Annotated in this window: 26 protein-coding genes and 1 pseudogene; 13 read left to right on the top strand and 14 right to left on the bottom strand. The window is 60.2% G+C overall.

The genetic code is table 11. From position 1 onward, the window contains the following. The first annotated feature begins 12 nt into the window (after positions 1 to 12). The 6 genes from GGQ68_RS12225 (at position 13) to GGQ68_RS12250 (ending at position 2,445) form a co-directional block, all read left to right on the top strand. Positions 13 to 204, top strand: a complete 192-nt coding sequence (locus tag GGQ68_RS12225; RefSeq protein WP_183966347.1) for a hypothetical protein — start codon at positions 13 to 15, stop codon at positions 202 to 204. Continuing rightward, complete coding sequence (locus GGQ68_RS12230; RefSeq protein WP_183966349.1) at positions 204 to 350, top strand: hypothetical protein; 147 nt, start codon at positions 204 to 206, stop codon at positions 348 to 350. The genes GGQ68_RS12225 and GGQ68_RS12230 overlap by 1 nt, the downstream gene beginning before the upstream one ends. Further along, positions 337 to 762: a hypothetical protein gene (locus tag GGQ68_RS12235; RefSeq protein ID WP_183966351.1), complete on the top strand. Its 426-nt coding sequence runs from the start codon at positions 337 to 339 to the stop codon at positions 760 to 762. The genes GGQ68_RS12230 and GGQ68_RS12235 overlap by 14 nt, the downstream gene beginning before the upstream one ends. A gap of 426 nt (positions 763 to 1,188) precedes the next feature. Next, a complete protein-coding gene (locus GGQ68_RS12240; protein ID WP_183966353.1) occupies positions 1,189 to 2,082 on the top strand; it encodes a lysozyme family protein in 894 nt (297 codons plus the stop codon). Continuing rightward, positions 2,079 to 2,294, top strand: a complete 216-nt coding sequence (locus GGQ68_RS12245) for a hypothetical protein (protein ID WP_183966355.1) — start codon at positions 2,079 to 2,081, stop codon at positions 2,292 to 2,294. The genes GGQ68_RS12240 and GGQ68_RS12245 overlap by 4 nt, the downstream gene beginning before the upstream one ends. Further along, complete coding sequence (locus GGQ68_RS12250; RefSeq protein ID WP_246429348.1) at positions 2,227 to 2,445, top strand: hypothetical protein; 219 nt, start codon at positions 2,227 to 2,229, stop codon at positions 2,443 to 2,445. Before GGQ68_RS12245 ends, GGQ68_RS12250 begins: the two co-directional genes overlap by 68 nt. A gap of 28 nt (positions 2,446 to 2,473) precedes the next feature. On the opposite strand, the gene GGQ68_RS12255 is transcribed toward GGQ68_RS12250, so the two are convergent. The 8 genes from GGQ68_RS12255 to GGQ68_RS12290 are packed head-to-tail and all read right to left on the bottom strand — an operon-like array spanning position 2,474 to position 5,183. Further along, positions 2,474 to 2,776 carry a BrxR family helix-turn-helix transcriptional regulator gene (locus GGQ68_RS12255; protein ID WP_183966357.1) on the bottom strand — a complete coding sequence of 101 codons (303 nt, stop codon included), beginning with the start codon at positions 2,774 to 2,776 and terminating at the stop codon, positions 2,474 to 2,476. A gap of 21 nt (positions 2,777 to 2,797) precedes the next feature. Beyond that, entirely contained in the window at positions 2,798 to 2,941 is a 144-nt protein-coding gene (locus GGQ68_RS12260; protein ID WP_183966359.1) for a hypothetical protein, read from the bottom strand. A gap of 13 nt (positions 2,942 to 2,954) precedes the next feature. Further along, positions 2,955 to 3,215, bottom strand: a complete 261-nt coding sequence (locus tag GGQ68_RS12265) for a hypothetical protein (protein ID WP_183966361.1) — start codon at positions 3,213 to 3,215, stop codon at positions 2,955 to 2,957. Continuing rightward, complete coding sequence (locus GGQ68_RS12270; protein ID WP_183966363.1) at positions 3,205 to 3,408, bottom strand: hypothetical protein; 204 nt, start codon at positions 3,406 to 3,408, stop codon at positions 3,205 to 3,207. Before GGQ68_RS12270 ends, GGQ68_RS12265 begins: the two co-directional genes overlap by 11 nt. A gap of 14 nt (positions 3,409 to 3,422) precedes the next feature. After that, a complete protein-coding gene (locus GGQ68_RS12275; protein ID WP_183966365.1) occupies positions 3,423 to 4,187 on the bottom strand; it encodes a DUF5131 family protein in 765 nt (254 codons plus the stop codon). 15 nt (positions 4,188 to 4,202) lie between these two features. Then, positions 4,203 to 4,541, bottom strand: a complete 339-nt coding sequence (locus GGQ68_RS12280; RefSeq protein WP_183966367.1) for a DUF3307 domain-containing protein — start codon at positions 4,539 to 4,541, stop codon at positions 4,203 to 4,205. A 14-nt stretch (positions 4,542 to 4,555) separates the two neighbouring features. Next, the gene (locus GGQ68_RS12285) at positions 4,556 to 5,005 is read right to left on the bottom strand and encodes a DUF7694 domain-containing protein (RefSeq protein ID WP_183966371.1); all 450 of its coding nucleotides are present in this window, start codon (positions 5,003 to 5,005) and stop codon (positions 4,556 to 4,558) included. A 13-nt stretch (positions 5,006 to 5,018) separates the two neighbouring features. After that, positions 5,019 to 5,183, bottom strand: a complete 165-nt coding sequence (locus tag GGQ68_RS12290) for a hypothetical protein (protein WP_183966372.1) — start codon at positions 5,181 to 5,183, stop codon at positions 5,019 to 5,021. A 107-nt stretch (positions 5,184 to 5,290) separates the two neighbouring features. On the opposite strand from GGQ68_RS12290, the gene GGQ68_RS12295 reads away from it, so the two are divergent. From GGQ68_RS12295 to GGQ68_RS12325, 7 genes and pseudogenes are all read left to right on the top strand, one after another. Further along, on the top strand, positions 5,291 to 5,770 hold the full coding sequence (locus GGQ68_RS12295) for a hypothetical protein (RefSeq protein WP_183966373.1): 480 nt from the start codon (positions 5,291 to 5,293) through the stop codon (positions 5,768 to 5,770). Positions 5,771 to 6,112: 342 nt separating this feature from the next. Then, positions 6,113 to 6,328: a hypothetical protein gene (locus GGQ68_RS12300; RefSeq protein ID WP_183966374.1), complete on the top strand. Its 216-nt coding sequence runs from the start codon at positions 6,113 to 6,115 to the stop codon at positions 6,326 to 6,328. A gap of 15 nt (positions 6,329 to 6,343) precedes the next feature. After that, positions 6,344 to 6,514, top strand: a complete 171-nt coding sequence (locus GGQ68_RS12305) for a hypothetical protein (protein ID WP_183966376.1) — start codon at positions 6,344 to 6,346, stop codon at positions 6,512 to 6,514. A 13-nt stretch (positions 6,515 to 6,527) separates the two neighbouring features. Beyond that, the gene (locus GGQ68_RS12310; protein ID WP_183966378.1) at positions 6,528 to 6,863 is read left to right on the top strand and encodes a hypothetical protein; all 336 of its coding nucleotides are present in this window, start codon (positions 6,528 to 6,530) and stop codon (positions 6,861 to 6,863) included. A 1,363-nt stretch (positions 6,864 to 8,226) separates the two neighbouring features. Then, positions 8,227 to 8,436 carry a hypothetical protein gene (locus tag GGQ68_RS12315; protein ID WP_183966380.1) on the top strand — a complete coding sequence of 70 codons (210 nt, stop codon included), beginning with the start codon at positions 8,227 to 8,229 and terminating at the stop codon, positions 8,434 to 8,436. A gap of 109 nt (positions 8,437 to 8,545) precedes the next feature. After that, positions 8,546 to 8,701: pseudogene (locus tag GGQ68_RS12320) on the top strand (IS5/IS1182 family transposase); the annotation flags it as partial. A 257-nt stretch (positions 8,702 to 8,958) separates the two neighbouring features. Then, positions 8,959 to 10,194 carry a Tm-1-like ATP-binding domain-containing protein gene (locus tag GGQ68_RS12325; protein ID WP_183966382.1) on the top strand — a complete coding sequence of 412 codons (1,236 nt, stop codon included), beginning with the start codon at positions 8,959 to 8,961 and terminating at the stop codon, positions 10,192 to 10,194. Positions 10,195 to 10,432: 238 nt separating this feature from the next. Here the strand turns inward: GGQ68_RS12325 and ggpS are convergent, their stop codons facing one another. The 6 genes from ggpS to GGQ68_RS12355 all read right to left on the bottom strand — a co-directional run bounded on the left by ggpS (position 10,433) and on the right by GGQ68_RS12355 (position 17,211). Further along, complete coding sequence (gene ggpS / locus GGQ68_RS12330; protein WP_183966384.1) at positions 10,433 to 11,956, bottom strand: glucosylglycerol-phosphate synthase; 1,524 nt, start codon at positions 11,954 to 11,956, stop codon at positions 10,433 to 10,435. Between the two features lie 3 nt (positions 11,957 to 11,959). Then, positions 11,960 to 12,736, bottom strand: a complete 777-nt coding sequence (locus tag GGQ68_RS12335; protein ID WP_183966386.1) for an HAD-IIB family hydrolase — start codon at positions 12,734 to 12,736, stop codon at positions 11,960 to 11,962. Next, positions 12,733 to 13,902, bottom strand: a complete 1,170-nt coding sequence (locus tag GGQ68_RS12340) for an NAD(P)H-dependent glycerol-3-phosphate dehydrogenase (RefSeq protein WP_183966388.1) — start codon at positions 13,900 to 13,902, stop codon at positions 12,733 to 12,735. The genes GGQ68_RS12335 and GGQ68_RS12340 overlap by 4 nt, the downstream gene beginning before the upstream one ends. 219 nt (positions 13,903 to 14,121) lie before the next feature. After that, positions 14,122 to 14,859: a hypothetical protein gene (locus GGQ68_RS12345; RefSeq protein ID WP_183966390.1), complete on the bottom strand. Its 738-nt coding sequence runs from the start codon at positions 14,857 to 14,859 to the stop codon at positions 14,122 to 14,124. Positions 14,860 to 15,003: 144 nt separating this feature from the next. Beyond that, a complete protein-coding gene (locus GGQ68_RS12350) occupies positions 15,004 to 15,786 on the bottom strand; it encodes an amino acid ABC transporter ATP-binding protein (RefSeq protein WP_183966392.1) in 783 nt (260 codons plus the stop codon). 15 nt (positions 15,787 to 15,801) lie between these two features. Continuing rightward, positions 15,802 to 17,211 carry an amino acid ABC transporter permease gene (locus tag GGQ68_RS12355; protein ID WP_183966394.1) on the bottom strand — a complete coding sequence of 470 codons (1,410 nt, stop codon included), beginning with the start codon at positions 17,209 to 17,211 and terminating at the stop codon, positions 15,802 to 15,804. Positions 17,212 to 17,217 lie beyond the last annotated feature (6 nt).

Raw genomic sequence — 17,217 nt, forward strand, 5'->3', positions numbered from 1 at the left:
AGGAGGCAACTGATGGAGCCGGCACTGGGCTATACAGAATATGGCGTGCTTGGCCTCACGGTCTTCGTCTTGCTTTTTGCAGTCTGGAAGCTCTGGGAGCGTGTCGTGACCCTATCTGACAGATCTTTCGAACGTGAAGCCACGATGACGGATGTTCTAAATCGGACGCTTGAAGAGCTACGCCGGGGGCGGGGTGGCTTGTGATGTGCTTCATCGATTGGTTCCTGCCTAAAAAGACAGCCGCGCGCATTGAGGCGCTGGAAGCGCAGCGCCAGAAAAATGACGAATTGCACCGGGCTGTTCTGCGCGAGCTGTCTCGGCACTTTGAGGAGCGCGATGACCGTGACTGACTTCTTTTATCCGGCGGTAGCGTGTATCGCCCTTGTGTTTCTGCTGCTCAATGCCGTGGCGTTCCGTCGCTACGCTTTCAGCTGGGACGATGATCCGCTGAATAACCTTGGCGGCGGCATGTTCTGGATGAGCGCTGCTGGGGCGATCCGGCTTCTGTGGTGGGACATCTTAAGGGCTTGGTCCATCGCCCTGAACCCGGGATTATGGGAAGCGCTTAATATGCTGGGCGTAGGCATCAACGTGATGTTCAACGCTGCCGCAGTTTACGGCGGATTTCGGAAACTGCGCGGCTTTTGGTTGATGATACCTCTTGAGAACAGGGGGGATTATCCTTTGCTGCTGGCCGCATTTTATCCACGCCGGCTGTCTTTGTGGCCTCTATGGCGCTGGCCTTCCGACAGGCGGAAGTGACATGCGACGCGCGGTGGTTACGCTTCTGCGCCGCTACGCTGCCCCCGCGATCGAATGGACCTCCGTTGAGATCCACTGGCTGATATACCGTGACCGCTCCATGAGCCTATGCGCGCGGGCTTGGGTATACAGAGAGCATTTGTTCTGGCGGGCGTGGGTGGCTGTTTTTGACACCCTGTTGCTTGGTTATGAGCCGGACCATTGCCGCGCCAGTGCTGAGAGGTGTGGGAGGTAGCGCGGGCCGCTATCGTTGCAGGCTGGTTAGGCCCGCTATTGTCGCTTGATGCCGTCGCCCCCGGCGATACCGCCGACCAAGGCAGATCTTACCAGCGGTCGCACATCGCCCGCGCCCCTCTCCCTACCACATCGACCCCCACGACACAACCGCGCCGCGTGCGCGCTCTCCACACATGAAAGGCGAAGGCCATGACCGTAGAAGCACTGCTTGATTTCATCGCAAAGCCGGAAAGCGGCAATGACCCCAACATCGTTTGGGCCGGGATCAAAGCCAAGCACCGCCCGCCGCGCCCCCTCACCACCATGACTGTGCAAGAGGTGCTGGACTGGCAAGACAGCATTGACCCGCTCTACATGTCCGAAGCCGCTGGGGAGTGGCAATTCATGGAGGATACGCTGCGAGGGCTGTACCGTGAGGCCGGGGTGTCCCTGCGAGATACCTTCGATGAGGCAACGCAATACCGGCTGGCCTATGCGCTGCTGCGCCGCCGTGGGCTGGATGACTACCTTGAGGGCCATATCACAGCGGAGGCGTTCGCGCAGAACCTGTCCAAAGAGTGGGCTTCACTGCCGTGCATCACTGTGGACCGAAATGGGCGCGCAGCGTCAGGGCAATCCTACTACGCGGGTGACGGCCTAAACAAGGCGCATGTGAGCCGCGAGGATCTGTTAAGGCACGTTCGCGCGCTCAAATCCCGACCGATCTTCTCGCACCCCATGCCGCCGGCGCCAGAACCTGCAGTAATCCCGGCAGAGGTCAAAGAGATGATCGAGGATGGCCGGAAAGGGTGGGCGCAGTCCGCCACCATCCGAAACGCGCTGAAACAGGCCATCGGCGGGCCGCTGCTGGCTGTCGGGGCGTGGTTCGCCGCGCAGCCCGGTCACGTCCAGATCGGTGCCGCTGTGGCTCTCTCTGCGGGCGCTGCGGCGATCCTCTGGGGCGCTTGGCGGGTTATCAGCGAGCGGCGGCGCAAGGCTCATGCTGCTGAGAAGGCCGCGCGCGCTGTGGACCCGACCCCGGACGCTGCGGCGATCCTCTCTGACCCGCGCGTCTTGGCGGCGTTACAGGCGTTGGCTCGATGACCCGCGCCGCAATCATCTGCGGGGCGTTGGCGCTTGTCATTGCCGCGACATTCTGGGCCGGTCTGCGATGGAACGCCGGACAGGCCGACCGTGACAGGATACGGACACTCGAAACCGTTGACCAACTTGAAAAGGACGCGCGCAATGCAACGGACGACGATCTCGCTGACAGTTTGTCTGACCCTGTGCCTAGTTCTGGCGGGCTGTGGTGACGGGGATTTCTGCGACGTGTGGCAGGGTCCGAAGTCGTTTCACCCGGACACCGCCAAGCAGATCGTGAAGACGGACCGCCCCGATGCCGAGGGGATCAAGGTCGAGAACGATTATGGTGCAGCCAACTGCCATGAAAAAGGCCCGCCCTGACCGGCGGGCCTTTTGTGTTTAAGGGGGGTCAGGTGGATTGTTCTTGGGTGGGGTAATGCTCTGCCACAGCCGAAACGATGTCAGCCGCTGCGCATCGGTGGCCGCGTGTAAACAGAGGCTTCGAGCCATCGACCTGTACGTAGCAGCGCGGCGACGGGTCGTAGGCGATCCGGCGAGGGTTCAGTTGCATGTATCTGCGCAGGTCATGGCTGGCCTGCTGAACCGACATGCGAAACGCACGCGCGATGTCGCTGCGCTGAATCTGCCCTTCTTCCTCGATCAAGTCATCAATCCACATGAGGCGGACTACAGTGGCGAAAGCGTCGGTCATGGTGCCCCCGGGCTATTTGGATCAGCGTTTGTGCTTCTGGACTTCGGCCTGTGCGGCGAGGATTGCCGCGATGGCTTCACGGCTCACGCCGTCCCAGATGGCTTCGGTTATCAGCCCCTCAATCGAGCTTTGAAAGCCTGCGGCGGTCATCGGTTTTCCTGGCATGGTGCCTCCGGGGTTAAATGGACAGCTCGCGGCCTGCCGCGATGGCCAGCCGCTTGAGCATTTCGACAGGCACCGTCACGACGACTGTCGCTTCGTTGCCGGGGTGCGGGCTGGCGGCGATCAGAGCATTTGCCGCCAATTCGACCTGATGCAGCCGGTCAAGTTCTTTCGCCGCTTTGGGTGGGATCTCTGCGGCCGCGTCCCATGCTTCCCATTTCGCGACTGCCTGGTGGCTTCCGCAATCCGGGCAGCAAACCTTTCCGTCATGTGCCATTTGTGCCTCCGGGATGTTTGGATTGGGACATTTCGGCGTCTATGTGCCGGTCCAGATCTTCCCCGTTCAGGACAACATTTTCCGGCGTCAGGCCGGCGAAAACGCCTCCTTTGTGAATGGTCTCGAGATCGCGAGATTTGAGCCACCTGTAGCGGGCGGCATCGCGCTCTGTGGCGGTCGGGTTCTCTGCCATAGGGCCTCCGGGGGTTACTGGACAGCCGCGAGCGGTGCCGGATAGCCGTCATGCACGACGCCATCCAGTTCCCGGCCCTTGGCCTTGATTTCACGTTGATTGCGGCCTTCCCATTGCTTGAACAGGAAGGGTACATCAGCGGTGGCGCACTGGTCGCGTAGGCTGCGGAACCAGTCAGGGTCAGCAGGACGATAGGCGCTGCCGTTTTCGCCCCCGGTAATGACCCATTCCAGCCCGTTGATATGCTGCGACAGATCGACCGGTCCAAGCAGCGGCTCCATGCTCAAGAAGTGAACCACGGCAGGCACGGCAGTCAGGTGGGCCAGCCGGTCTGCTTCTTTCTGGCTTTCGACGGTCGCCCCTAGCCAGACGTTCGGATAACCGTTTCCCCAATCCTCGGGCAGATAGCGCGCGATGTTCTGCGGGCGCTTTGTCAGCAGAAGCCAGTCAAGGTATGGCGTGCGGCGAATGAGCCGCCATAGGTCTGCCCGCCACTCCGGCTGAATGCTGCGGTGGTTGTCGAACACATCGGCAAGAGATGCGCAGAAAACTCGATGCCGCCTGCCACCTCCAGGTGCCTTGCGGTGCCAAGTCATAACCCTCTTCCAGTTTGCATCACTGGTGCGCGTTCTCGGCGCATGTGGCCCCCAACGCTCACCGCCGAAGCGGTTATCCCAAGCCTCGGCATAGCAATTGTCACACGCCGCGCTGACGCGGGTGCAGCCGATCCAAGGGTTGAAGGTGTGGGTCGTCCATTCGATGCCGCTGTTTTCTGCCATGTCGGCCTCCGGGGATTACTGGATTGCGAGAATGGCGACCCAGATCAGCTTGCAGCTAATGTGGAGCGCCTGGTCTATGTTGACCGACCTCGGGCCGGTTCCGAATGCGCCGTCGCTCTTGAGGTAGTCTATCAGGAAGTGCAGCGCGGTCTCCGCGATCCCGAGCCATAGCGACCCGGTGATGATCCCGACGAACCCGCCATGGATTACAGAATGCGCGGCGAGCGACTGATACCAAGGGTATCCGCTGGGGTGCGGCGCACGGTGGCTTTTGGTTGTCGCGATCCATGTCGCCTGCACCGGATAGTCGGCCAGCGCGTGAGCGAAGATCAGTAGGGCGAGTGTCTCGAACATGGTGCCTCCGGGGGTCAGTTGGATTGCGCCCGCAGCGCTGTTGCCGCAGGCGGTATGGTGTCGAGGTGCAGGCCGAACGGAAGCCGCCCGCGCAGCACCCAGATGTGGAACATGTCGGCTTCATCGACCACCTGATCGCACGGCGGGTAGACCTCGATTGCCGTGGCTTCATGACCGGCCAGTTCATCCTTGATGCGCTGCATCTCGGGCCATGTCGGGCGCTGGCCTGACAGGCTGCTGACGGCGAGGTGCCTCACGCCAGCCTCGGCCTGCCGATCAAGGACGCTGAAAACCTTGTTGCGGTGCGCGGTCGTGATGAATGCCGCCCATCCGCTACCGGCCTGTCCGGGCATGAAGGTGAGCGTTTCCCAATCGCCCCAATCTCCGCTGCGCCGGCGTTTCCTCTCGCGGGCCAGAAGGGCCGCTTGGTCCTTCTTCGATACGCCCTGCATCGCTCTATTCATGGTCTCTCCGGGGTCAGTTGGCCCGGCGGAAAAGGCCCGCCAGCTTGTCGACGAAGTATCCTGCCGTCTGATAGAGCGCGACGGCCAGCAGGCCGCCGATAACGGCCCCAAATCCGACCGACACGCCAAGGTCAAAAAGCGCGCTGTCGGCAATCACGATGATCGGTCTGTCTTCCATTTCGGCCTCCGTTCCGCACTTTCATATCAATTACAGAAAGCAGATTATCTTGACGAAGACAAGCCGCTTCCTTATCGAATAAAGAAAGCAGACAGAAAGCGGGCGGCATGAAAGACAGTAAGGAAGCGGATCGCTTCAACGGGAAATGGGGCGTCATCACGGTGAACGAGCGCCTGCCGTCGAGGGGTGAGCAGATCGCCCGCGCCCGCGCCTGGGGCGTGACTGAATCCATGCTGGGACGGCGGGACATTTCCGCGCTGATCATTGATGACGTGACCGGAAAGCGCACGACCAACTGGCCGGGCCTGCTGGCGGCGCGGGCGTCGTTCCTCGACACTATGGGCGCCATCCTGCCCGCCGGGGATCAGGTTTTCTTCGCCACGCCGCTATGCGTCGGGTTCTCGCCATCCCACGCGCGGCAGACCATAGAGCGGCTTTGGTCGTGCGGTATGATGGTCTACGTTCACACGGTGCGGGGCAATGGATCGGCCCTCTACGCCGAGGGGGACGATATCACGGACCTGCTGGAAATGGTGGCCGCAGAACAGAACGCTGCGAACGTGCGCAAGTCGCGCAACAAGTCCTAGAAGGGAGACCGACGATGCCGAGCAAGCAGGTCGAAGATGTCTATAACGCGATGACGCCGGAAGAACGGGCTAGATGGGGTCGTAGGCACGATAGCGTGGCTGACCTTGAGCGGCGACTGGCCGCCGCAAAGAAGCGCGAAGCTGATGCTGCGGCATCGCACTGCCTTAAGTGCAATGGTGCGGGGTGGTTCGAGGACACCACCTACGACCGCACCGGCGCTTGGGCGAAGTGCGGCCATTGCCACGGCACCGGCTGGCCGATTGGCCGAGTGAGGCGTGTATTCGATGCCGCATTCGCAAAGCACGTCCAACCAAAACCCTAGTCCTAGAAAGGAGCGCGACATGCCTTGCATCGACATAAAGTGTGACGCCTGCGGCAAGCGCGGTGTGTTCCAATCCTCAATGCGCGGCAGTTTTGGCCTGACGCAGATAGGCGGGATGATGATGGCGCAAGGGTGGTCTGCATCGGTCGTGACGGGCAAGGCCGCTTGTTCGGACGATTGCCGCGCTGAATTGGCGCGCAATGTGACGCCGGAAGTGCTGGCGATAGAAGTCTAAACAGGAGCGACATTCATGAACAACACAGAGGAAGAAGGATACCGCGCCGGATTGGTGAGCGGCCAGCGCGTGCCCCGTGACCCGGACCACTTTGACGCGGTTCATGCGAGCAACGTCGGTGGACCGAAATATGCGGACGGTTTCCTGCGCGGCGTGACCGATGCGGGCAAGCCAAAGCCCAAGTAAGGAGAGCGAAGCGATGCACATGGCGTTCGGTCATCACCCGGTCAACATGGGAAATGCTCACCTCGATTGCTGGGGCCGTGGCCCGCTGCTGTTGCGCTACGGCGGGAGGGAGTGGTGGTTCGAGTTCTCGGATATGTTCGGGCCGCTGCTGCTGCGGAAGGTTGATTTCGAGCCTCGCGCAACTCAACCGAATGACCCGCGCCACCCGTTCTGGGAAGCCCTCAATGCGTGGACACGCGCGGGGCGGCGGCATCGCCCGATCTGGTCGAAGCGGAGCCGGATCAGCGGCCTGCCGCCGCGCATCAAGTTCTATCTCTGCCACGCGGATCGTGGCGAGGTGCTGGTCTGAAACAGGAGGGGTTATAATTTTGAATTCGTATATTGCAGACCTGATCACGCTCGCAGGGCTATTACTGACTTTGGTTGGTGCCGGAGTGACGGCAAAAGCCGTGATACTTAGAGAAGATGACGCAATTAAGATCGGTCTTTCGAGGTATTCTGGAGGTACGAAAGAGGGGAACTTGAAGTTGCCCATGGTGCAGAACCTGCTTTGGTCATCGAAAGCTGCAAAATGGGGCTTGGTCACGGTGGGAGTCGGAACCCTACTCCAAGCTGTACCCGTACTCTTTCGGGTGGTCTTTTAAGGGAGGATGCCCCATGACCAAAGCCGCGCTTATAATCGCCGGTGCAATTCTGATCTCTGCGGGGGTGCAGGTCTACTACTCTCAGCACATGATGTGCATACGTGAAGGCATCGCACCTCGCGCGTGCGTTTTGAACTTTGGCCCCCGGTGAACGCGCTCTGGTTCTCCTGCGCATCCTGCGGCGCAGACAACAATATTCAGGCCCCGGCGGAATCGCTTGGCATGACCCGCGATAAGATCCTGCCCCGATGCCAGTGCCGCTGGTGTGGGTGCGTGGGCGCGGATGATATGCGCCGGTACTTCGACCCCATGGTTAATGCCCTGGATGGGGCACGTGAGAAATAGGGGCGATCTTTGTTTTACAAAACGCGCGAAACGTCGGCTGGATGCCCAGTAGTTGAGGGAATGATGGGTGCGACCTGTTCTAAGTGCGGAGCTGACGATTTCGGCGGGACTGGTTTCTGTGCCAGTTCAGTAGAGCGAAACCAGCGTTTTGAGCCTTGGGCACCCGTTGCCGCTTCTGAACGAAGATGCCCAGATATCGTGGGGCACCCCCTATATAACCTATTGATCTTTAACGGGCGCTCTATTTACCCCCGTGGGGCACCTAGCGTATGAATTTTAAGGGAAAAACCTTTAATAAGGCGCTCCGTGTGGGGGCACCATTTACCAAACCATCTTGCGTCTTCCTGCGCGAATTTGACAGCAATACAAAGGCTTTGTCCCTTGGGTCCGCGCCGTTGCTTCCATTGGCGAGCAATTTCGCGCTTACAATTCCCCATAAATGACGCACTTCGGGACAGAGTGGGGGACGGCGACCTTCTCAAAGCAGAACAGTGGCTGGCGCGCACAGGTGCAAAAGCACGGCGTGCGGCGGTCTAAAGTGTGGCCGACGAGACGCCAGGCGCAAGATTGGGCCGCGCGGCAGGAATATTTGATCGTCAACGGGGAAAAGGTGGCGACGGAGCAGAGCCTTTCACCTCTGTTCGATGATACCGTAGAGAAGTCTCACCGAGCAAGCGCGGGCACCGCTGGGATATCGTGCGCCTTGACCGGCTGCAGAGTAACATGATCGCGGCGATTCGGCTTTTTGATCTTGAGGCGAGCAATTTTTCAGAATGGTGTGATCGCTGGTTGCGTGAGGTTGCCCCCGGATCGGTCAAGCGCGAAATGATCCTGATTGGTACTGGTTTCAGTACAGCGGTCACTAATGAATGGGGGTTCATGCCGACAAACCCGATGTCGACCATTAAAAAACCGAAAGAGCCTGCCGCATAGCGTTGATGCGTAAAGGCTGCCCGGGAATCACATCACGAATCCGGTAGGTTAGATCGGTGGCATGCCGAAGGCGTCCTCCCCCGCTATCGAACCGCAAACTGGTCCAGCTACAACAAGTCGTATCGAAGCCAGAATGCGATGCCTCAAGGCGTTCGGGCGGCGTATCATGTTGCGGGATCCAGTTTGGCAGACTGCTGAGATCCGCATCGCGCTTATGAGCCGCTTCGCGACCCTAGAAACGGCCGAGATCACCTGTGTCAAATGATCAAATTTGGAAAGGGGCTAATTCGCCCTCTACCCGCTTTATGCAACAACGCCGTTTTTCGTCGGCAGATCTGTCGTGGTCACTATAACTTGTTAGAAAGATAGAGGTGTTTAGTGCGTGTGAAACTCGACGGCGGTGCAGAGGTGGATTTGCCGCTTGGCGGCGTGGAGCAATCCGGCAATGCTCAGGGCAGATCGCTTCATGGCTTCGTCAGATAGTTAATTTGAGAACCTCAAGGGAGTCGGAAAAGGAATAGCATGGCCGACAGGACTATCCTCATCGTGGGCACCTTCGACACGAAAAATGCGGAACTCGACTACATTGCGGATGTGATCCGGGGGCAGGGCGGCGGCGTGCGCACGATGGATGTTGGTGTGTTGGGGGAGCCCGCAAGGCCATGCGATTATCCGAAGGACGCGGTGGCGGAAGAGGCGGGCAGCTCCATCGCGGAGGCCATTTCTTTCGCGGATGAGAGCCGCGCCATGGAGATCATGGCATGCGGCGCGGCCCGTTTGGCTTTGCGGCTTTACCACGAAGGGCTTTTTGACGGGGTGATTGTTCTGGGTGGGACCATGGGCACTGACCTCGCGCTGGACGTCTGCGCCGCTTTGCCGCTCGGAGTGCCGAAATATATTGTCTCAACGGTCAGTTTTTCGCCCTTGATCCCCGCAGAAAGGCTGGCCTCCGACATCCAGATGATGCTCTGGTCCGGCGGACTTTATGGGCTGAACTCGGTGTGCAAGTCTTCCTTGTCTCAGGCCGCCGGCGCTGTGCTCGGGGCTGCCCGCGCGGTGGAGAAACCGCAGACTGAAAAACCGCTGATTGGCATGACGTCCTTCGGGAAAACCGTTTTGCGTTATATGGTTGCGTTGAAACCTGCCTTGGAAGCGCGCGGGTTCGAGGTCGCCATTTTCCACGCCACAGGCATGGGAGGACGCGCGTTCGAGACGCTTGCGGCTGAAGGGGTTTTCGCCTGCGTGATGGATTTCGCTCCGCAGGAGGTTGGCAATCATTTGATGGGGTCCGCGCTCTCTGCCGGGGCGGATCGCATGACCAACGCCGGAGCCAATGGAACGCCTCAGATGGTGTCCATCGGGTGTTATGATCTGGTCGATTTCATTGGCTGGCACAACGTGCCGGAGGCGCTGCGCGGGCAGGAGGTGCAGACGCACAATCGCTTGCTGTCCTCCGTCTTGATGACGACTGAGCAGCGGTGCGCGATGGCGCGGGAGCTTTGCGCCAAGCTCGCAAACGCCCAGGGTCAAACGGTCTTTCTGCTCCCGATGCACGGCGGAAATGAGTGGGATCGAGCGGGCGGGCCGCTCAGCGACCCTGACGGGCTGGCCGCTTTCGTTGGTGCGGTTCGCGAGGCCTGCCCGGCGAATGTTGTGCTGAAAGAGGTGGACGCACACATCAATGATGCGGCTTTCGTTGACGCAGTGCTCGGTCAATTTGACCAGTGGTGCGCCGCCGGAGTCATTTCGGCACGTTAACTTTTTGCGCTGCAATAGGGGGATCGTACGCCGCAGTTAACCCCGCGTACGGTCCACATTTGGTGTCCGGGCAAGGGCTCGTCCACATCGAAAAAACGCAACCTTTACCAAACCTAACATCGTGTAGGGTGTGAACCGACCGGTTCGCCGGGGTTTTCCGGTCGGTTGTTTACTTTCGAATCGAAAAGCGCCGCGCAAACCCGTTGCGCGGCGCTTTTTGTCATTAACTACAAAAAAATCAGGCGGGTTCGGAGGCGTTCGCCATTTCGTCCGAGCCCAGATCCAATGCGCGCATCTGGTCCTCCGCCCAGAAGCGGACATCCTGCTTTTTCACCAAATCGCGGGCGACTTTCATACGGCCCCGGCGTTCGTCCTCATCCATGGCAAGCGCATGTAGCAAAGCGCTGTCCATGCTCTTGTAGCTGAATGGATTCGTCGGAACGGCGGTGGCAATCTCCACCGCGGCACCGGCAAATTCGGACAGTACCAGAACGCCGTCTCCATCCGTCCGGGAGGCGCAGTATTCCTTGCACACAAGGTTCATGCCATCAGCGAGCGGCGTGATCCACGCCACGTCGGCGGCGCGATAATAGGCGACCAGCTCCTTGAACGGCACGGGGCGCGAGATCAGGACCAGCGGCTGCCATTCAAAGCTGCCAAAGCGGCCGTTGATCCGGCCTGCCATGCTTTCGAGATCTTCCTGAATTTGCTGATAGGCGGTCATGTTCGCGTTGGCCGCGACGGAGACGTGCATCAACTGGATTTTGTCGCGCAGCTCCGGATGGTTTTCCAGGAGGCGCTCATAGCTTTCGAGCTGTTCAATGCCGCCCTTTGTGTAGTCGGTGCGGCCCACGGAGAGGATCAGGCGGCGGTCGCCCTGATTTTCGCGGATCTCTGCGAGCTTTGTGGCTGTTTCTTCGCTTTTGGCAAGGTTTTCAATGTATTCCACATCGACCCCAACCGGGCTGGCGGCCAAGCGCACGGTGCGTCCTTCATACGCCAGTTCAGTGACGACAGACTGCTCGGAGAGGGCAGAGGTCTGGTTGTTCAGCTCCGGCTTCACCTTCTCACGCTTCTGTGTGTCGACTTCGAGCAAGGACCGCGCGGCGGACACGAAGTTGTTCACATAGCGCGGAATGTGGAAACCCACCACGTCGCAGGCCAGCAGTGATTCAAGGATTTCCTTGCGCCACGGCAGGACGTTGAAAATGTCCGCGCCGGGGAAGGGCGTGTGGTGGAAGAAGCTGATTTTCACGTCAGGCCGCAGGGTGCGCAGGTAGCCCGGCACCAGCCATAGATTGTAGTCATGCACCCAGACCACGGCACCCTCGGCGGCTTCGGCAGCGGCGGCCTCGGCGAAAGCCCAGTTCACTTCACGGAACGTGGACCAATCGACGGGGTCGTAGTTATAGCGTTCCTTGAAGCCGTGGAGGATTGGCCAAAACGCTTCCTTGGACGTGACGTGATAGAACGACGTGACCTGTTCCGGCGTCAGCGGCAGGCGGGAGACGTTATAGGTGCCATAGGCGTCCGAGATCTCCACGACGCGTTCAAAGTCGGGATGTGCCGGGTCGTCGGAGTTTTTCCATGCCACCCACGCGCCTTTGTCGAACCTGCCAAAGAAGGACTTCAGCGTGGGCACGATGCCATTGGGTGACTTGTTCTCATGGTATTCGATCTTGCCGTCTACCTCGACCTCTTCGTAAGGCTGACGGTGATAGACGATGACCAGATTGGAGCGTTCTCTCGAATCGGACGGCATGATTTATCCTTTCGGCGTGTCGTGAAGGTCGAGCGCGGCGATGGCTTCGAGGATACCTGCGGCGCCGTGGGCCTTGGCGCGATAGGTGTCGTGGCCATCAAGCCGGGCGACCAGATCGGGTTCGGAATTGCCCACGGCGACGGCGGGCAGGCCGCAGACCAGCATGGACAGATCGTTGAGGGTGTCCCCGGCGCACAGCACGCGCGCCTCGGGGATGCCCAGATGTTCGACGAGACGGCGGATGGAAGGGCCCTTGGAGACCCCCTTGGGCAGCACGTCGAAATACTTGTTGTCGGAGATCAGCCAGTCGAGGCCCATCTCTTCGACGCGATGCTTGGCGCTGTCGTCGAAGCTCGCAGGGTCGAGGTCATAGCTCACGCGGTATCGGAAGGGTGTCGGCTGCAGCGTGAGACCGGGGTGCCCGTCCAGCGTGGTGCGGACCACGTCGCCGCTGTCTTTCCAGCGGTCGGCGATGTCCTCTTCCAAGGCGGGAATGGGGGTGACATGACCGTCTGCCGTGACCTCTGCGATGGTCGTTCCGACGTCGCCAACGACGTATTCAGGCCACGGGAGGTGGCGATCACGGCACATTTCCATGATGAATTCCGGATCGCGTCCGGTGACGAAGATCAGGCCAACGCTGTCGCGGTTCTCTTCGATCCAGCGGTACAGTTGGTCACGCTCGGCATCGGTGCCACCTAGAAAGGTTCCGTCAAGGTCGGTGGCCAGAGTAAAGCGGCGGTCGGCAATGGCGGGGCGAGGGGTGGCGTGGACGTTCACGACGGTTCTCCGAATTGCAGGGATTGTTTGGGGGCGGGGTGGGCCAGCAAGAGGTCCATGCCAAAGGGCTCCGCCTCGATCGGGCGGGCCCAAAGCGCGGAAAATGCCTCCTGGAGGTCGGCGCCTTCGTGCAGCACGGAATGCACCGTGTCGCAGATCGGCATGGGCACACCAACCCGTTTGGCGAGGTCCGTCACGGAGACTGCGTTGACTTCGCCCTCCACGACGACATTGCGGCCTTCAAAGCAGGACGGACGCGGAATACCTTGTCCCAGTTGATGGCCGAGCGACATGTTCCGCGAGGTGGTGGACGAGCAGGTCAGTGTCAGATCGCCCGCGCCGGACAAGCCGGTCACGGTCTCGCGACGTCCGCCCAACGCGGTGGCGAGCAGCTTCATCTCGTCAATGCCGCGTGTGATCAGGGCCGCGCGCGTGTTCTCGGCAAAGCCTGCGCCGGACATCATCCCGCAGGCTATGGCGATAACATTCTTCACTGCGCCGCCCAGTTCGACCCCAACGAGATCGTCGGAGACATAAGGGCGAAAGCCGTTGCCGGACAGCGTCAGCGCCAGTCGCGCGGCGGGGCTGGCATAGGGCGACAGGCGATCCGTGTAGGAGAAATTGAACGCCACGGTCGCGGCTGTCGGGTGGTCCAGCGCGGTTTCACGAGCGAATGTCGGACCGGAGACGGCTCCGACCGCGTGGCCCGGAAGCTCATCAATGACCACTTCGCTCAGCAGCAGGCCCGTGCGACGCTCGACGCCCTTGCAGGCCAGTGCGATCGGGATGCCTGTGGGCAAGTGCGGCGCGATGGCCTGGCACATGGCGCGCAGGGTGGAGGAAGGGGTGACGAGAAGAACGGCCTCTGTGCCATCAAGCGCTTCTGCCAGATCGCTGGTCGCGGTGATGCCCTTGGGCAGGTCGATGCCGTCGAGGTAATCCTTGTTCTGCCCGGTCTTGTTGATCGCATCGGCTTGATCGGGGCGGCGAGACCAAAGGCGGACCTCGTGTCCGTTTCGGGCAATCACCGCAGCGAGAGCCGTGCCCCAACTGCCTGCACCGAGAACGGTCACGCGCGTGTAGGGGGCTGACGATGCCTTGTCTTCGGGGCCGTCACTGGGGGTAGAGGCGGGGTTGGTGGGGATATCCTTGATCGGGTGCTCCATTGGTCCACTTGGCTTTCGCGCTCAAAATTTCAGCGCGTGAGCGTTTGCGCTCACACGGGACACTAACGTCAAATTGGCGGAGGGGTTCCGAAAACGACCCTATTTTTCTGCAATGCGGCGTAAGATCCGAAGCAGGAGCGGATTTCTATGGTTTTTGCCTAAATATGCGGCGGAATGAAAACTGGCGGGCACGCGGCGTCAGACGATCGCCGGTGACGGTCACGCATTCGCAATTTCAATCTCCGCACGCTCGGCGGAGGCAGAACGCTGTCCGACGCCAGCCTGGCCCCCCTGCGTGGAACTGGCCATTGCATTCTGCGGAAACAGGAAGATGCCCAGGGAAATGAGCGCGAAGGCCAGTTCGTAGACCTCCCATTTGCGATCAACCGGGATCACGCCAATTATGACGGTCACGATGAAGGTCGCCAAGGCATGTTGCAGACGCGGCACTGGCACCGCAAGCCATGTGCCCAGATTGCGAACCCACGCAGCGCGCGACCAGAGGAGCGGCAGCAGGATCAGATAGCTCAGGAGAACCACAGACAGAAGGTTGCCGAAAACGACCTCGTCCAGTTTGACACCGCCGATGACCATGTTGTGCAGGGTCAATTCCTGTTGGTCGTTATGCTCCAGGAAGATGCCGGTCGTATCAATGCCAAGGATCCGCTGGCCCCAGGACACTTCCTCGCCCGCGGCAAAGATGAACAGGGCTCCGTACATCACAGACAAAATGGAAAAGCGGAGGCCAACCAGTTCATGACCGGCAAAGGCGCGCCTGAACAGGGTGAGAGCGCCAAAGACCAGGAAGATGGCCGTGCCGTATTCGACAATGCCGTCCTCTGCCGCGAAAGAGTCTTTGAACATGACAGGATCCGTCACGGCGATTGCAATGGTGGCGACCATCAAGGCGGCCACAAGTGCCATCAGGGCGGCATTGATGCGGGGATGTGTTTTCATTTTCGGTGACTTAGCGAGGCTTTTCGCCAAAGCAAAATGTCACCTAACGTAATTCACAAATTTATGACGTCCGCATATGCATGCTTACGGCATGAAAATGCCCCCGCCGTAATCGGCGGAGGCGCTTTTGCGTCGTTGGTCGGATCAGTGGCCGAGGATCTGGCTCAGGAAGAGCTTTGTACGCTCGGACTGTGGATTGTTGAAGAAGGCCTCCGGCTCGTTTTGTTCGACGATCTGGCCCTGGTCCATGAAGATGACGCGGTTCGCCACTTGACGGGCAAAGCCCATTTCGTGCGTGACGCAGAGCATTGTCATGCCTTCCTCGGCCAGTTCGATCATGGTGTCGAGCACCTCCTTGATCATCTCCGGGTCGAGGGCCGATGTCGGTTCGTCGAACAGCATGACACGCGGTTTCATGCATAGCGAGCGCGCGATGGCCACACGTTGCTGCTGACCGCCGGACAACTGGCCGGGGTACTTGCTGGCCTGATCGGGGATCTTCACCTTTTCGAGGTAATGCATCGCGGTTTCGACGGCTTCCTTCTTGGGCGTCTTGCGGACCCAGATCGGTGCCAGCGTGCAGTTTTCCAGGATCGTGAGATGCGGGAACAGGTTGAAATGCTGGAAGCACATGCCAACTTCGGAGCGCACCTTGTCGATGTTCTTGAGGTCGTTGGTCAGGCGCGTGCCGTCAACTTCGATGATCCCTTCCTGATGTTCCTCCAGCGCGTTGATGCAGCGGATCATCGTGGATTTGCCCGATCCGGACGGACCGCAGATGACGATACGCTCGCCGCTGTAGACGGTCAGGTTGATGTTACGCAAAACGTGGAAGGAGCCGAACCATTTGTTCAGGCCGGAGATTTCGATGGCTATCTCGTCAGAGACATTCAGCGCGGTGCGGGGGGCGGTTGCCGTGTCGGTCATTGCAATAATCTCCTCTTACCGGTGCGACCGGTCGAGTTTGCGTTCCATGTGGACGGAGTAGCGGGACATGCCGAAGCAGAAGATCCAGTAGATCAGCGCGATCACGAGATAGCCTGTGTAGGCGGTTGAGGCGGTTGCCCATTCCGGGTCTTTCAGGGTCGCCAGAAGGATGCCCAGCAAGTCGAAGATCGAGATGATCAGGACAAGCGTGGTGTCTTTGAACAGGCCGATGAAGGTGTTCACGATGCCCGGAATGACCGTCGTCAGAGCCTGCGGCATGATGATCAGCCGCATCTGCTGCCAAAAGGACAGGCCCAGCGACATGCCGCCTTCGTACTGGCCCTTCGGGATCGCTTGCAGGCCACCGCGGATGACCTCTGCCATATAGGCGGAGGCAAACAGCATCACGCCGATCATGGCGCGCAGCAGCTTGTTGAAGTCCACGCCGGGCGCGAGGAAGTAGGGCAGCATCGCGGAGGCGAAGAACAGTACCGAGATCAGCGGGATGCCCCGGACGACTTCGATGAAGATCACGGAGGAGTAGCGGATGATCGGTGCGTTCGAGCGTCGCCCCAGCGCCAGCAACATGCCAGCGGGCAGGGACACGACGATGCCGGCAATCGCGACCACCAGCGTGATGGTCAGCCCGCCCCATTTGTTGGTCTCCACCACTTCGGTGCCAAGCGCGAGGTCGAGGGTCATGGTCACCAGCGGAAGCACCGCAAAGATGCCGACCACGATCACGCCCATCAGCAAGGCGGGGGCAAAGGCCTGACCGACGTCACCGAATTTGCCGGAACTGGCCAGCCACCAGCCCGCAAAAAGCACCGCTGCCACGAGGGCCGGGAACCAGATGCCCGCAAAGATGTGGCCAAGGTCGCCGTCGTCTTCGACAGGCATGCCGTTGAGCATGACGTAGGCCAGGAGAGGATAGCCGAACAGCATGAAGGCCGCGACCTTGCCCTTGTGCGACGGGCCGAAGACCAGCCACCCGATGCCGGCGGCCAGCAGCGCAAACAGCACGTTGATGCGCCAGACCTGGTCGTCGGGATAAAAGCCGTACATGAACTGATACCACTTCGCCTGAACATAGGGCCAGCAGGCGCCGTTCGGGTTGGGCAGGCAGGCTTCACGCTTCAGGCCCTCGGGATCCCCGAAGGTGGCCGAGAACACGGCGAAGTCCAGCATCGTCCAGATCATCCAGATCAGGGCATAGGCGGTGAAAACCGTGATGATGGTCATCAGGATCGACGCCACGGCCCTGGGGCCGGAGGAATAGTCCGCCATGGAGGCGAAGATGTTCTTCCATAGCCACGCTTTCACGCCAATCTCGGACGTCGGTGCCGGCAGGGTTGGCGCGTCGTCAGTGCGCACATAGGCGACTTCGTGATCGACGGCGGGATATTCTACAGGTCTGTCTACCATGTCTTT

This window comes from Sagittula marina (genome assembly GCF_014196795.1).
Classification (GTDB): Bacteria; Pseudomonadota; Alphaproteobacteria; order Rhodobacterales; family Rhodobacteraceae; genus Sagittula; species Sagittula marina.

Excerpts from the sequence above, each read along its gene's own strand:
- GGQ68_RS12265 (WP_183966361.1), bottom strand. The coding sequence starts at position 3,215 with ATGGCACATGACGGAAAGGTTTGCTGCCCGGATTGCGGAAGCCACCAG.
- GGQ68_RS12290 (WP_183966372.1), bottom strand. The coding sequence starts at position 5,183 with ATGGAAGACAGACCGATCATCGTGATTGCCGACAGCGCGCTTTTTGAC.
- GGQ68_RS12315 (WP_183966380.1), top strand. The coding sequence starts at position 8,227 with ATGATCGCGGCGATTCGGCTTTTTGATCTTGAGGCGAGCAATTTTTCA.
- GGQ68_RS12295 (WP_183966373.1), top strand. The coding sequence starts at position 5,291 with ATGAAAGACAGTAAGGAAGCGGATCGCTTCAACGGGAAATGGGGCGTC.
- GGQ68_RS12245 (WP_183966355.1), top strand. The coding sequence starts at position 2,079 with ATGACCCGCGCCGCAATCATCTGCGGGGCGTTGGCGCTTGTCATTGCC.
- ggpS (WP_183966384.1), bottom strand. The coding sequence starts at position 11,956 with ATGCCGTCCGATTCGAGAGAACGCTCCAATCTGGTCATCGTCTATCAC.
- GGQ68_RS12275 (WP_183966365.1), bottom strand. The coding sequence starts at position 4,187 with ATGGCAGAAAACAGCGGCATCGAATGGACGACCCACACCTTCAACCCT.
- GGQ68_RS12235 (WP_183966351.1), top strand. The coding sequence starts at position 337 with ATGACCGTGACTGACTTCTTTTATCCGGCGGTAGCGTGTATCGCCCTT.
- GGQ68_RS12225 (WP_183966347.1), top strand. The coding sequence starts at position 13 with ATGGAGCCGGCACTGGGCTATACAGAATATGGCGTGCTTGGCCTCACG.
- GGQ68_RS12230 (WP_183966349.1), top strand. The coding sequence starts at position 204 with ATGTGCTTCATCGATTGGTTCCTGCCTAAAAAGACAGCCGCGCGCATT.
- GGQ68_RS12280 (WP_183966367.1), bottom strand. The coding sequence starts at position 4,541 with ATGTTCGAGACACTCGCCCTACTGATCTTCGCTCACGCGCTGGCCGAC.
- GGQ68_RS12310 (WP_183966378.1), top strand. The coding sequence starts at position 6,528 with ATGCACATGGCGTTCGGTCATCACCCGGTCAACATGGGAAATGCTCAC.
- GGQ68_RS12240 (WP_183966353.1), top strand. The coding sequence starts at position 1,189 with ATGACCGTAGAAGCACTGCTTGATTTCATCGCAAAGCCGGAAAGCGGC.
- GGQ68_RS12305 (WP_183966376.1), top strand. The coding sequence starts at position 6,344 with ATGAACAACACAGAGGAAGAAGGATACCGCGCCGGATTGGTGAGCGGC.
- GGQ68_RS12355 (WP_183966394.1), bottom strand. The coding sequence starts at position 17,211 with ATGGTAGACAGACCTGTAGAATATCCCGCCGTCGATCACGAAGTCGCC.
- GGQ68_RS12285 (WP_183966371.1), bottom strand. The coding sequence starts at position 5,005 with ATGAATAGAGCGATGCAGGGCGTATCGAAGAAGGACCAAGCGGCCCTT.
- GGQ68_RS12260 (WP_183966359.1), bottom strand. The coding sequence starts at position 2,941 with ATGCCAGGAAAACCGATGACCGCCGCAGGCTTTCAAAGCTCGATTGAG.
- GGQ68_RS12255 (WP_183966357.1), bottom strand. The coding sequence starts at position 2,776 with ATGACCGACGCTTTCGCCACTGTAGTCCGCCTCATGTGGATTGATGAC.
- GGQ68_RS12350 (WP_183966392.1), bottom strand. The coding sequence starts at position 15,786 with ATGACCGACACGGCAACCGCCCCCCGCACCGCGCTGAATGTCTCTGAC.
- GGQ68_RS12345 (WP_183966390.1), bottom strand. The coding sequence starts at position 14,859 with ATGAAAACACATCCCCGCATCAATGCCGCCCTGATGGCACTTGTGGCC.
- GGQ68_RS12300 (WP_183966374.1), top strand. The coding sequence starts at position 6,113 with ATGCCTTGCATCGACATAAAGTGTGACGCCTGCGGCAAGCGCGGTGTG.
- GGQ68_RS12325 (WP_183966382.1), top strand. The coding sequence starts at position 8,959 with ATGGCCGACAGGACTATCCTCATCGTGGGCACCTTCGACACGAAAAAT.
- GGQ68_RS12270 (WP_183966363.1), bottom strand. The coding sequence starts at position 3,408 with ATGGCAGAGAACCCGACCGCCACAGAGCGCGATGCCGCCCGCTACAGG.
- GGQ68_RS12250 (WP_246429348.1), top strand. The coding sequence starts at position 2,227 with ATGCAACGGACGACGATCTCGCTGACAGTTTGTCTGACCCTGTGCCTA.
- GGQ68_RS12340 (WP_183966388.1), bottom strand. The coding sequence starts at position 13,902 with ATGGAGCACCCGATCAAGGATATCCCCACCAACCCCGCCTCTACCCCC.